The sequence below is a fragment of the Mesorhizobium sp. Cs1299R1N3 genome (assembly GCF_037179625.1).
GTDB classification, from domain to species: Bacteria; Pseudomonadota; Alphaproteobacteria; order Rhizobiales; family Rhizobiaceae; genus Mesorhizobium; species Mesorhizobium salmacidum.
Genome location: NZ_JAPYKQ010000011.1, coordinates 94,715 through 108,069, shown reverse-complemented (window position 1 = coordinate 108,069; position 13,355 = coordinate 94,715). Strand labels below are relative to the sequence as shown.

The following is a 13,355-nucleotide window of genomic DNA, read 5'->3' as shown; positions in this document are numbered from 1 at the left end:
CGACAAGTTCGGACGGTGGTGTGGTCATGAACGGCCGTTCTGCGACAGATATGCCCGGACCTTGACAAGGTCGAGTTCGGCAATGCGTTTCGGCGCGCCGTCCATCAACATGCGCAAGACGAACATTTCTCCGGGTTCGGGATACTCGGCGTAGAGGGCCTCCGCAATTTCCCGTCCCGCGTCGCCTGCGATCCGAAGGCCATCGAGATGAGCATCCAACCTATCAACGAGGCGCTCGAACCGCTCCTCGTCCATGTCGGGATTCTCGCCGGGATTCAGCAAATGGTGGTCATAGACGGTCCAAAGAAACGCCGCCATTTCCGCGTGCTGCCGCACAATCTCGCGCAGGATAACCTTGGGCATCAGTTCAGGTTCACCGATGCCCCACGAACGCGGTTCGTAGCACTGGCATGGCTCGTCACGTAAGTGCCGCGGATCGTGATGCGTCCGTCTTTTTCCATGATGATCGTGGCCTTGCCGCAGCGAAGTTCAATTCGCTCGTTCGCGTTAATCCGCACACATTCTCCGTCTCGAACGACGTGCGGTGCGTTGGACTTGCGCGCCGGGTCAACAATGCGCCCGACAATCAGCGGCCGACCTGGATCGCCGTCCTGAAAGAGAAGTGCCACTTCGGCGCCGACCATGTCTGAAGTCAATTCCGTGAGGCTTCGCGCTGAAACGGCAGTTTCCATTGGATTGGCGGGAAAAACCACAAGTGGTAGTTCCTCGCCGAAACCCAAGAAAATGCCGATCACAACGCCATCGATCCGTTCTTTTGTCACCGCCATGGCGCGCCCTCAGTTCTGCTTTATCTCCGAACCCTTCATTGTGATGTCGCTCGAGGCTTTCACGTTGATCTTGCCGGACCCCTTGATGGAGATGTCCTTGCCTTCGATGGTGATAGTCCCGTCTTTCTTCATCGAGATCGTCGCGGACCCGCATTTAAGCGCTATCGAATCGCCTGCCTCAATCAGAAACGTTTTGCCCACATTTACGGTCGTATCCTCGCCGACGCGGGTCATGCTGCCTTTAGCGATCTTGAGCTCGTGAGCCGCGCCAATCTCGGTTACGTCATTGTTGGCAATCTTGGTGTTGCGGTCCTTGCCTATTTGAGAAACCTGGCTGCTGGCTATCGCGAAGCTCTGGTCCGCTCCCACCTGAACGCTCTGGCTGGCACCAATATTCCAACTATCGGAAGCCCCTATGTCATGGCTCTGCGTGGTGCCAACCGTGACCGATCGCGACGCACCGATCGTGTTCGTCTGCGAGGCGCCGACCGTTCGGGCTTCAGCGGCTCCCACCCTATCCACACGCGCCGCTCCCACCGTAACGGTCTGTACCAGACCAACCGTCTGCGAATGACTGGCGTCGATGTTTTCCGTCGAATTGGCGACGACGTGGATCGTCTCGTTCGCCTGGACGGTTAGCGAGCGGTTGGCGCCCACCGTCTCGGTGTCGTTGCTGCCGATGTTGGTGGTCTGATTGACTCCGACCTTGACCGTTTTGTTGTTGCCGACGTCTTCATCAAGGTTGTGGCCGACGGAGTGCTTGGCGTCGTGATCGATGCGGTCGGACTGGTCGTGCTGCACGGTCTTGTTGCGATCATGCTTGATCAACAAGTGGTGGTCTTTCTGCGCCTGGAAGTTGACCAGTTCGGAACCAGCCTTGTCCTCGAACATCAGCTCATTGTAACCGCCGCCTCCTTTCGAGGAATTCGACTTCCAGCCCGATTGCGTCGCGTTGCCCGGCAGCGCGTAAGGCGGCATCTCGCCGGCATTGTAGACACGGCCGGTGATGATCGGCAGATCCGGGTCGCCTTCGATGAAGTCGACGATGACTTCCTGGCCGATCCGTGGGATCTGGATGAAGCCCCAGCCGCTGCCGGCCCAACTCTGCGACACGCGCACGAAGCAGGACGAGTTCTGGTCCTTTTTGCCGAGCCGATCCCAATGGAACTGCACCTTCACCCGCGCATATTTGTCGGTAAATATCTCCTCGCCCGAAGGGCCGACGACGGTCGCGGTCTGCGGCCCGCGCATGACCGGCCGCGGCGTGATCCGCGGCGGCCGGTAGGGCAGTTTGGTGGGCGCAACGCCAAGGATGGCCTTGAAATTCTCGCTGTGTGCTTCGTTCTGGGTCCGGTAGCCCGGGTCGAACAGGCGGTATTCGGCGCTTATAACCAGATATTCCGTATTCTGGTCGTCGCGCGGAAAGCTTTCGAGCGTGAATTTGCAGCCTGAAAAAAGGCCGCGCACCGTGCCCACTGCCGTGCTGTGCTGGTGCAGCGCCTGGAGTTCCTCGCGGCGGATACCCGCAATCTTATCGCCCCGCCCGACATCGAGATGCGCGCCGGGCTGGCGATAGTTTTCGCCCGACGCTTCCTTGTGGCCGAAGGGCTGTGCGGATTTCGCCATCAGATCGGCGCCTGGCTTCTCGAAATCATAGTCGGTATGGGCATAGGCGCCCGGCCGCACCGCGCTGCCCGGAATCCATTCGGTGATGTATTCGACATCGCGCCGCGAGCCCTGGCCTTCGAAATTATAGAGCACCTTTTCGTAACCGGGCGCGGGCTTCAGCTTGCTCATCGCGTCGCAGAGGATGAGCGTGTGCTTGCCCTCGTCATGCTCGAAGAAATAGAAGATGCCTTCGTGCTCGAGCAGCCGCTGCACGAAATCGAGATCGCTCTCATCATACTGCACGCAATATTCGCGCGAGGGATAGGACCCCTGCAGCCGCTTCTCGAATTTGGCGATGCCATACTTCGAGAATATCTTTTCGACGATCTCGACCGCGGTCATGTTCTGGAAAATGCGGCAGTCGGTGGTATGGCCGAGAAACCAGAGCCACGGCCTGACGGTTGCCTCGTAGAACGCCAGCCGGTCCTCGATGCGGGTTAGCTTGAAATCCGAGACCAGGCCGCTGAACCAGCGCTTTGGATCGGATTCGCCTTCGACCGAAACGACGCCGCCAAGCATCTTCAGCGGATCGATGTCATGGCTCTTGCTGACGAACCCGACGGTATAGGCGAAAGATCGGCTGATCTCATCACGACCGACGAGATGGGTAAAGGTCAGCACATCGGCGCCAACCGGCGCCTGTACAACCGTGGCACGTTCGTTCGGCATTGGTCGTGCCCCTCCTGGACGCGGCCGCCAGTGTGATGGATTGAAGCCCCGCTCCGCAAACTGCATCACGTTCGGGAAGTTTTCGAATTCACCGCATCGGACCACTGTAAGCCTAGCATATGTTTTTTGGCGGCCAAACAAAAGCAATGGCTAACCGTGGCGTGCATTCATGTTAAACGCACCTCTCCCACTGCGCTGGCAAGCTGCTAGAATGCCTTGGATTTCAGCGTTGACAGTGGTTTCGAATGTTCATTTCGCTCCAGATCAGCAATGTTGACGGGCTTCCGCCGGGGGTCGCGACGAGCTATGCCGCACGCGACCGCAGCTTTGAAATCGGGCGCGAAAATTGCGACTGGACACTGTCTGACCCCGACAAAATCATCTCGGGCCGGCATTGCGAAGTCCGCTATCAAACTGGCTCATTCTGGCTATATGACCTCTCGCGCAACGGCACTTTCGTCAACGGCTCCAGCCAGCGCATCAATGCGCCGCATCGGCTAACCCGAGGCGACAGGCTGCTGATCGGCCGCTATGTCATCACCGTTTCGATCGACGAAGAGCGCGGCGCCACCGGTCATCCGCAGGCCAGGACCGGTTCGACTCAACGCGAGTTGCCGCCCTCGACGGGAAGGCCGCTTGAACTCGGCAGTACACCATTCCTCAATCCGGCGGAGCAGCGACCGGACGAGGCAGCGCCGATGTCGACCTCTTCGGCGCCCGCGCCCAGCTCGTCTGTCCCAGCCAAGCAGCCGGCGGATGCGGACGGGATACTTCGCGACATCGCCAGGGCGGCCGGTCTATCGCCGGAGCTGTTGGCGTCGCGCGACCCCCATGACGTCGCTGCCGAGATCGGCGCCGTGTTGCGAACCACAGTCGAGCAACTGTCCCTGCTGCTCAAGGCGCGCGCGGCCGCCAAGGTGCTTTCCAAAAGCGCGCACCGCACGATGATCGGCGCCGAGGACAATAACCCGCTGAAATTCGTGCCGGGCACCGACGACATGCTGGAGATCATGTTTGCCAAGCGCCGGGCAGGCTATCTCGATGCCAAGCGTAGTGTCGAGGATGCGTTCGGCGATCTGAAGACCCACGAAATCGCAACCTACGCCGCCATGCAGGCCGCGCTCTCAAGGCTGCTCGACGACCTGTCGCCGGAGGCGATTGCCAAAAGGATCCCGCCTGCCTCCTTCTCATCAAGGAAAAGCCAGGCCTGGGATGCGCTCGTCGCAACGTGGCGGACGATGGAGGACAAGCATGAAAACGGCATGCTGGATGTCTTCCTCGCCTATTTCGCTGAAGCCTACGCCAAGGCGGGTAAACAGAAATAGCCGTGCTCGCCAAATCTCGTTACAGCTCTTACGGGCTCTATAACGGGTATCATAGAAGAAGCCACTTGCTTGATCATCCCGCTTTCCGATTTCAATCGGCTCCCTGTGCGACTAGAATAGCACACGGGCGCTTGCCAACGCTGGCAAAGCGGCGCGGCTTGGGGCGTGTGCAGGAATGTCATGTTTCGGCAAGATCAGTCTTTCTACCCGGCTCGCTGCTGATCCTGAGCCTGGCGCGCCGCTTTCCCCTCCCCTGAAAGATGTTCGTGGCACCTCTACGGTGGTGCGCAGATGAGCTCGAAGGACGATTCCTCCGAGCCTCCGGACAAAACCGTCATCCGCGCGCCACGGCCAAGGCAAAAGCCGCTATTGGCCCCCGGTCGTTCCGGTGCGCCAAGCGTGCCCCCTCTTCTATCACCCACCAGTGAATCGACGGTATTCGACCCCGGCGTCGGCCGGCAGATGCCTCCCGGCTGGTCGTCCCGAACCGTGGTCATTCAGGACCACGAGGCGGGGCCTGCAACGGCAGCGGCGTTGCAGCAGGATGCCTTGCTCAACGCCACCGCTGGCGTGAAGTATGCCGCGGCCAATCCTATCCTTGCCGCCGCAGCCCCCTTGCTCATGCTGTTAGGGCAGTTGCGACTGATACCGGTCGAACGACAAGCGGCCGCTTTGGCGGAGCATACCGCAGACGCTATCGAGAGCTTCGAGCGTACCACCGCCAAAGCCGGAATAGGGGAAGAAGACGCGCGGATCGCAAAGTTTGCACTTTGCGAAACCGCCGACGATCTCATCGGCAACCTTCCCTGGCCGAACAAGCAAACCTGGGCTCAGCACAGTATGGTGGTGAGGTTCTTCCAGACGCAGCCGACAGGTTCGGGCTTTTACGAAGCGCTGAACAATATCCTCGCCAAGCCTGAAGCGCATTGCGACCTGCTCGAATTGATGCATGCCTGCCTGTCGCTGGGGTTCCAGGGCCAGTATCGGGGGTTGCCGCGTGAACGCAACGCGCTCGAGCGCGTCCGGCACGACATCTACGACACACTGCGCTATTTCAGGCCGCGTGCTGCCGAAGACATTTCGCCGCGGTGGCAAGGCATGGCGGCGGCGCTGGCCAGGCCAGGAGTGCGGCTGCCGCTGTGGGCTATCGCAGCCGCCGCGGCGACGCTGGTGACGGCGGCCTTTTTCTGGCTAAGGATATTGATCACCGATGAAGGCGATGTAACGGCCGGCGAGTTGCTGGCGCTCAATCCTTCCACCCCGGTTACCATTGAACGCGCCAGCGTGGCGGCACTAACCGAACCGGTGCAAGCCAACCCGCCACCACCCGCTCCTGCGAACACCACGCAGATCGACCGCATCCGCACGGCACTCGCCACGGAGGTCGCCGGCGGCGGACTGAGCGTCGGCACGAAGGGCGACTTCATCGTTGTCGAGATCAGCAACCGGCTTTTGTTCGTATCCGGCCAAGCCGAGTTGACGGCACAATTCCAGCCCATCGCGGCGGACATTGCCACGGCGCTCGATCCCGAACCCGGCCCGATCAAGATCGTCGGCCATACCGACAATGTGAAGCCCAGGAAGTCGAGCACGTTCAAGTCGAATTTCGATCTTTCCGTCGCGCGTGCAAAAGCGCTGCAGGCCATGATGGCCAAGCAGTTGAAGGACCCATCGCGCCTGAGCGTCGACGGCAAGGGCGAAGACGAACCCATCGCCGACAATGCGACGGCTGACGGGCGCGCCAAGAACCGCCGCGTCGACGTGATAATCCCAAAGGAGGACGCGTTGTGAGCGGGCGCGGCCAGGAGCGGCTGGTCGGCTGGGTGCTCCCGATCTTCAGCGTGCTTGCGCTGGCCGGCTTCTCGGCCGCCGTCTGGTATGCCGGACCCCTGATCCGCTTCGCCGATACCCGCCCGCTTGGGTCCGTGTGGCTCAGGGCCGTGATCATCGGTGCGACCGTGGCGGGGCTTTCGCTGTTCTACGGCATTCGCTTCTGGCAAAGGCGAAAGGCGCAAAAGGCACTCGAAACGGCGATCCTGCGCAGCGACGAGCGGAGCGACGATTCACAGGTGCTCGAAGCACGCATGAGCGAAGCCATCGCGACGCTAAGGCGGACGAGCCCCACGCGCAACTTCCTCTATGATATTCCCTGGTACATCATCATCGGGCCGCCAGGCGCCGGCAAGACTACGGCGCTGGTCAATTCCGGACTGAAGTTTCCGCTCGCGGGCTCCGGCAATGCCCAGCCGGTGGCCGGCATCGGCGGCACACGGTCATGCGACTGGTGGTTTACCGACGAAGCGGTGCTGATCGACACGGCCGGCCGCTACACGACGCAGGAATCGGACCGGGAGCGCGACAAGGCAAGCTGGCTTGCATTCCTGCGACTACTCAAGAAAAGCCGCGTGAAGCAACCGATCAACGGCGTGATCCTCGCCATCAGCCTCGCCGATCTTATCAGCCTCGACGACCAGCAGATCGAGGTGCATGTCACTGAGATAAGAAGCCGCCTGCGCGAATTGCACGAGACGCTGAAGATCCAGTTTCCCGTCTATCTGCTTTTCACTAAGGCCGATCTCGTATCCGGCTTCATGGACTATTTCGGTGAATTCGACGAAGCGCGCAGGCGCAAGGTATGGGGCGCAACGTTCCAGACCGTCGATCGCACAAGGAACATGGCCGGTGAGGCGCCGGCCGAATTGGACGGTCTGGCGAAGCGCCTGGCAGAAGAAGTCGTCGATCGCTTGCAGGAAGAGGCCGATCCGGTGGCGCGCATCGCCATCTTCGATTTCCCGGCGCAGTTCGGCGCCCTGAGGAACCGGACAGCGCATTTCATCACCAGTTTGTTCGATGCCTCTCGATCGCGGGTGAATGTGAGCTTGCGGGGCCTCTATTTCTCCTCGGGTACTCAGGAAGGAACACCGTTCGACCAGGTGCTGGGCACCATCGGGCGCAGATTCGGCAGTGCCTCGCAGGCGCATTTTTCCGGCACCGGCAAGAGCTTCTTCCTGCACGACCTCCTGACCAAGGTGATCTTTCCGGAATCAGGCTGGGTATCCTTCGACCGGGCCGCCGAACGGCGCGTCAGGCTCGCGAGATTCGGCCGCCTCGCGGCGATTGCACTGGCGGCGTTGGCGGCGCTCGGCGTGCTTGGGCTGAGCTTCTTTGCCAACCAGTCGCTGATCGCCTCCACCAGGCAGGCTATGGCGCACTATCGCGACAGCGCGGATTCGCTGCTCAAGAGCACGATGGTGACCGACGTCGACCTCGAAAACGTCATCGGCCCGCTCGACCAGTTGCGTAACCTGCCAGCCGGGTTCGAGAACGGCGACCAGGGAAAGCCGATCGAGGAGACGTTCGGGCTTGGCCAGCGCGAGAGGCTGCTGTCGGCCTCCAGGGATGCCTACCGGCAAGCGCTCGAGCGGACATTCCGCTCCCGGCTCTTGGTGCAGGCCGAGCGGACCATCCAGGCCAAGATAGCCGATCCAATCGCGCTCTACGAGCCGCTGAAAATCTACCTGATGCTGGGCGGCAAGGCTCCGAAGGTCGATAACGAGTTGATCGTTTCCTGGATGAAGCAGGATTGGGAAGTGAACCGGTATCCGGGCGAGAACAACCGCGAGGGCCGCGCGCAACTCGAAAAGCATCTGCGCGCGATGCTCGCGCTCGACGATGCCTACGATCCCGTATTCGAGCTCAACCAGCCGTTGATCGAAGCCGCGCAACGCTCGCTTGGCCGCATGAGCATTGCCGACCGCGCTTCGGCGCTCATCAAGTCAGCGGTTTACGCCGCAAGGCTGGACAACTTCTCAATCGCAGCGAAAGCCGGCCCTGAGGCACAGCTCGTGTTTGAACGCACGGATGGTAGCGATCTCGCGGCTCTCGACGTTCCCGGACTTTACACGCGCGCCGGTTTCAACCGCTTTTTCCTGCCGCAGCTCTCGCGCATCGCCCAAATGCTAATCAACGACCGGTGGGTGCTTGGTGGCGGCGGAGAACAGGGCGGCATCGACCAGGACCTGCCCAAGCTCGGTCCCGAACTGATCGACCGCTACGGCAGGGAGTTCAACTCCGCATGGAACGGCGTCCTCGACCAGCTGAAGTTCAAGACGTTGCTCGAGGACAAGCCGCGATATCTCGCACTTTCCACCCTGGCCGCGCCGGACTCGCCACTCGATATCCTCTTCACGGCGATCGCCGACGAGACCGCATTGACGAAAGAGAACACTATGGCCGAGGGCGGAAGCGGCGCGGCGCAAGAGGACCCCGCCACCATGGCCAAAGGCCTGGCTCGCATCGGCCTGCAGATCGCGGGCGGCAAGTCACAGAGCCGTGCCGGTTCGGGCTTGGCTGGCGCGCAGAGTGCCGGTGCAAGCATCGAGGCACAGTTTCGATCGTTCCAGTCTCTGGTCAGCGGCGCCAATGGACGGCGGCCGCTCGATGCGTTGACGCGGAATTTCCGCGACATCTTTCAAGGCCTGAAGCTTTCGGACAATGTCCCTTCACAGAGCGAACGCGTCAACGCCAACCTGCAGCTGCAGATCTCCACGCTGCGCGCCAATGTCTCGCGCCTTCCAAAGCCGCTCGCGCGCATGGTCAACGCGGCAACGGACGAGTTTGCAAGCAACATCGCCGAAGCTTCGGTGGCCAACCTCAACCAGAATCTCGACCAGACGGTCACACGAGCCTGCGAAGAGGCGGTCAACGGTCGCTATCCCTTCGCCAGCGACGGCACGGAAGAGATCTCGATAGCGGATTTCGCCAGGCTTTTCGCGCCGGGCGGGCTGATGGACCGCTTCTTCGCGCAGAACCTTGCGTCGCTGATCGACATGACCGGCCAGGAATGGACCTGGAGACAGGACACCCGCTCCGGCCACGAGCTCGCGAAGTCGACCTTGAAATCCTTTCAGTCGGCCGCCGAGATCCGCAGCGCCTTCTTCCCATCCGGCGGCTCGGTGCCGTCGGTTTCGATCACCATCACGCCTTTTTCGCTCAATGGCGACGCGGACAACGCGGTTCTCAACATTGACGGCCAGACCGTCCAGAGCGGCCAGACGGGGAACGTCCCAAGCACGGTGACGTGGCCAAACAGCATTGCCTCGGCTTCCGCCAGCCTCTCCCTGATGCCAGAAATGCCAGGCCGCGACTCCGCTCTTAAATTCGAAGGAGCTTGGGCGCTGAAGCGTCTGCTGGACAAGGCGACCATCACCGCCAACGGCGCCAACGCCGAAGCCCGCTTCGTGATCGGCGGACGAGACGTCGCTTACATGATCCAGTCCGGATCGGGGGCCAATCCCTTCCTCTTGCCAGCCCTGGCCGGCTTTAGCTGTCCGAAGGCTTTCTGACATGGGCGTGTTCAAGCACGCTGCCGCTGTCACCCTTATTTCGGTACTCTAATGTATGCGCTTGTGGCAAAGTGGCCTGGGCATGCTGCCCGTGGTTGGTCACAAGGGGCGCTCGCGAAGCGCTTGGTGGCAAATTGAGCACTGTCTCCCTTCCTATCGAAAGCTTCGGCGTGAGCCATAGAGGCTGCGTGCGCGACCACAACGAGGACAACTACCTGATAGAGCCGCAGACCGGCCTCTGGGTGGTTGCCGATGGCATGGGCGGCCACGAGGCAGGCGAGGTCGCGTCGGCCAGCATCGTCGATCATCTGGCAACGATTGGCATCGCGAGCTCGGCACCGGACCTTCGCGCGCGCTTCGAAGACCGGCTGAGCCGCGCCAATTCCGAGATCCGCAACATCTCGCGATCCCGCGGCATCACCATCGGCTCCACCTTCGCCGCCTTGCTTGCCATGGACGGACGGTTCGCCGGCCTGTGGGCCGGCGACAGCCGCATCTATCTGGTCCGCAACGGCGCGATCTTTCAGGTCTCGAAGGATCACACCGAGGTCCAGGAACTGCTGGATCGCGGCATGCTCAGCGCGGAGGAGGCGCTTACCTGGCCGCGCCGTCATGTCATCACCCATGCTGTCGGCGTCAGCGACGAGCTCGAGATCGATTTCCAGCAGGGCGAGCTGATGCCGGGGGATATTTTCGTTCTGAGCACCGACGGACTGACGGCACATGTCAGCGACGCCGAGATCGAAGCCACGGTGAGATCGGCAACGCCGCAGGCGGCGTGCCGAAGCCTGCTGGAGACGGTGCTGGCGCGCGGCGGGACCGACAATGTGACCATCGTACTGGTGAAGATCGGCGGCGGGCGCAACGGTGCGCTCCATCCGGATCGGTCCGGCGCGGAGAGCCTGGCGAGATGAGCGACGACGACAAGACGCGGTTATCGGCGAACGTCACCTATGCTGGCGCCGGCACACAACTCAGCGGCATTTACGAACTCGACGAGAGGATCGCATCCGGCGGCATGGGGGAAGTCTACCGCGGCCACAACATCCAAACCGGCGACCATGTAGCGATCAAGATCGTACTGCCCGAATTCGCCCGCGACCAGACGATCTTGTCGCTGTTCCGCAAGGAAGCGTCGATCCTCAACCATCTGTCGCATGACGCGGTGGTGCGCTATCACGTCTTCACCATCGATCCGAAGATCGGCCGCCCCTATCTGGCGATGGAGTTCGTGGACGGCCAATCACTGTTCGACGTGATGCGTCGCGGGCCGATGCCAGGAGAAGAAGTGCGGCGTCTTTGCCATCGCTTGGCGTCGGGGCTCGCTGCCGTGCACCAGGCGGGCGCGGTTCATCGCGACCTGTCGCCGGACAACATCATTCTGCCCGGCGGGCGGGTGGAGCGCGCCAAGATCATTGATTTCGGCATCGCTCGGTCGGCGACCGCAGGCGGTGAAACGCTGATCGGCGGCAAGTTCGCTGGCAAATACAACTACGTCTCGCCCGAACAGCTCGGCCTCTATGGCGGCGAGGTTAGCGAGCAATCCGACATCTATAGCCTCGGCCTGGTGCTGGCCGCCGCTTTGCGCGGAAAGCCGCTCGATATGAGCGGCACGCAGTACGACGTCATCGAGAAACGCCGAACCGTGCCGGACCTGTCTGACATCGATCCCGATTTCCACGAACTCGTCGGCGCGATGCTGCAGCCGGACCCGCGCGATCGGCCGGCCAGCATGGCCGAGATCGCCAGGGCAACGCGTGACGAGGATGTCGAGGTGACATTGCAGCCCTCATCGTACGGTTCGCGTGAACGCTCGGGCTTGCCGCGCGCCGGCTGGACGGTACTGCCCAAGTCCAGGGTACAGCCTTCGGCGCCTCCTGGCGAACAGCGCTTCGTTGAGCATGTGCGGCCGGCGCATCTGTCGCAACCAAGGTCTGCGCCAACGCCCGCGCCGGCCAGCACGACCATGCCGCCGCGAAAGTCGTCTCGGATGCCAGCCATCGCTGGCAGCCTAGCGGCGTTGGTGCTCCTGTTGGGCGGCGGGCTGTACTTCAGTGGCATCCTGGCGCCACCGCCGGTCGAAGAGAAACTCAAGCCGCTGATCCCGAAGCCGGTGGCCCAAGCGCCGCAACCGGAAGCATCGAAACCTCAGCCACAATCACCGGTGCAACCTCGCCCAGAGCCGTCAAAAACCGACAACGCTGGCACCGTCGAAACGGTGAAGCCTGCCCTGCCGGATGTAAAGGCGAAGGCCGCAATACCGGCTGAGAACCAGGCGGACGCTGCAGGCGAGCAGCCGGCAACGAAATCACAGCAGCCCGCCGAACAGGAGCCGGCGGCCCAGCCGGTGACCACTGGCGAGCAAGAGCCATTAGTGCCGCCCATGGGCACGCCGACGCTGCCTGCGGCTGAGCCCGAACTCACGGCTAACAACAATCCCCCGCAAGTGCCACGGGTCGGGATCAAGCCAGCCCAGACCCCGACCGCCAACCCGCCAACGGCAGCGTGGGTGCCAAAGGCCGAGGAGAGTGCGAAACTGCCGAAACCAGTCAGCCAGCCGCCGGAGACGTCGGCGCCAAGCCAGGCGGAGGCAGAGGGCAAGCCTGCGCAGGAGGCAGACCCGCCGGCTACAAAACCAAGCGCAACCGACCTCGTCGACAGGCTCTCCAAATTGGCCAAGCCGAAGGCTTCCTCGCCGCCGATTGCGCAGGGCCCTGTGCCGGCGCAGCCGACCAGGCCGCCGGCTGAACCGGCCGCGCCTACCCCAACCGACACCCAGCCGCCAGCAACCGCGCCATCAGAGCCGACACAGACCGCGCAGTCGTCCCAGCAATCGCCACCGGTGATCACGCAGCGCGAAAACACCGAAGTCGCGATGAATGTGCCCAAGCCAGCGGTCCCGCCGGCGACGACCGGCGACGAGACGGCGCAACGCGCTTCATGGGTGCGCGACTTCAGCGGCGGCGACTGTTTCTACGCGTCGCTGACATCCGAAGGCGACACCGCCCCCGCCATCGAAGGCTTCGCGACGGCCGTGCAGCCCTTCGAGCAGATGCTCAATGAGTTTCGGTCGAGATTCCATCTCGAGCCGGACATCAGCGTCCGTCTGATCGAGCAGCCCCAGTGTGAAGTGACCAAGTTCCTGCGCTTCCTCGACCGCAACCGGGTGGATAGCCCGCGGCTCGTTCTCGACCGGACATCGGTGCCGGATGGCGCGCCGATCAGCGGCACGCTGGCAACCCACGGCGGGCTCGTTTCCAACGTCATGCTGATCGACCACCGCGGCATCGCCTTCAACCTCGATGACCGCATGGTGGCCCAAACCGACAAGGCGACATTCAGCATCCCGATCGGTCTGGGCGCCGCCGACAAGGCGGCCGGCAAGGCCCTGCCGCAGATCATGCTGGTGATCACCGGACCGCACGATATCCAGGCCGCGATGTTCTCGAGACCGACACCAGCCTCCGACCTTCTGCCAAAGATCCTGGAGGAGATCGAGGCCGACGGTTCGCAATTCTCCGCCGCCGCCAAGTATTTTCGGCTCGGCGGGTAGAGATGAA

General features: G+C 62.3%; 8 protein-coding genes. 5 read left to right on the top strand and 3 right to left on the bottom strand.

The features are described 5' to 3' along the window. Positions 1–24 precede the first annotated feature (24 nt). The 3 genes from O7B34_RS22200 to tssI are packed head-to-tail and all read right to left on the bottom strand — an operon-like array spanning position 25 to position 3,125. Positions 25–363: a hypothetical protein gene (locus O7B34_RS22200; RefSeq protein ID WP_337148109.1), complete on the bottom strand. Its 339-nt coding sequence runs from the start codon at positions 361–363 to the stop codon at positions 25–27. Then, on the bottom strand, positions 363–788 hold the full coding sequence (locus O7B34_RS22195) for a DUF6484 domain-containing protein (protein ID WP_337148107.1): 426 nt from the start codon (positions 786–788) through the stop codon (positions 363–365). Before O7B34_RS22195 ends, O7B34_RS22200 begins: the two co-directional genes overlap by 1 nt. 9 nt (positions 789–797) lie before the next feature. Continuing rightward, entirely contained in the window at positions 798–3,125 is a 2,328-nt protein-coding gene (tssI, locus tag O7B34_RS22190; protein ID WP_337148106.1) for a type VI secretion system Vgr family protein, read from the bottom strand. Positions 3,126–3,370: 245 nt separating this feature from the next. Here tssI and tagH point away from each other — a divergent pair, with 245 nt between their 5' ends. The 5 genes from tagH (at position 3,371) to O7B34_RS22165 (ending at position 13,348) form a co-directional block, all read left to right on the top strand. Then, entirely contained in the window at positions 3,371–4,450 is a 1,080-nt protein-coding gene (gene tagH / locus O7B34_RS22185) for a type VI secretion system-associated FHA domain protein TagH (RefSeq protein WP_337148105.1), read from the top strand. A 291-nt stretch (positions 4,451–4,741) separates the two neighbouring features. After that, on the top strand, positions 4,742–6,241 hold the full coding sequence (tssL, locus tag O7B34_RS22180; protein ID WP_442920992.1) for a type VI secretion system protein TssL, long form: 1,500 nt from the start codon (positions 4,742–4,744) through the stop codon (positions 6,239–6,241). Further along, entirely contained in the window at positions 6,238–9,795 is a 3,558-nt protein-coding gene (gene tssM, locus O7B34_RS22175) for a type VI secretion system membrane subunit TssM (protein WP_442920991.1), read from the top strand. The genes tssL and tssM overlap by 4 nt, the downstream gene beginning before the upstream one ends. Positions 9,796–9,929: 134 nt before the next feature. Then, a complete protein-coding gene (locus O7B34_RS22170; RefSeq protein ID WP_337148103.1) occupies positions 9,930–10,709 on the top strand; it encodes a PP2C family protein-serine/threonine phosphatase in 780 nt (259 codons plus the stop codon). After that, a complete protein-coding gene (locus O7B34_RS22165) occupies positions 10,706–13,348 on the top strand; it encodes a serine/threonine-protein kinase (RefSeq protein ID WP_337148102.1) in 2,643 nt (880 codons plus the stop codon). Before O7B34_RS22170 ends, O7B34_RS22165 begins: the two co-directional genes overlap by 4 nt. Positions 13,349–13,355: the final 7 nt, after the last annotated feature.

Coding starts and splice junctions, on each gene's coding strand:
- tssI (WP_337148106.1), bottom strand. CDS start 3,125: ATGCCGAACGAACGTGCCACGGTTGTACAGGCGCCGGTTGGCGCCGAT.
- O7B34_RS22165 (WP_337148102.1), top strand. CDS start 10,706: ATGAGCGACGACGACAAGACGCGGTTATCGGCGAACGTCACCTATGCT.
- tssL (WP_442920992.1), top strand. CDS start 4,742: ATGAGCTCGAAGGACGATTCCTCCGAGCCTCCGGACAAAACCGTCATC.
- tagH (WP_337148105.1), top strand. CDS start 3,371: ATGTTCATTTCGCTCCAGATCAGCAATGTTGACGGGCTTCCGCCGGGG.
- O7B34_RS22200 (WP_337148109.1), bottom strand. CDS start 363: ATGCCCAAGGTTATCCTGCGCGAGATTGTGCGGCAGCACGCGGAAATG.
- O7B34_RS22195 (WP_337148107.1), bottom strand. CDS start 788: ATGGCGGTGACAAAAGAACGGATCGATGGCGTTGTGATCGGCATTTTC.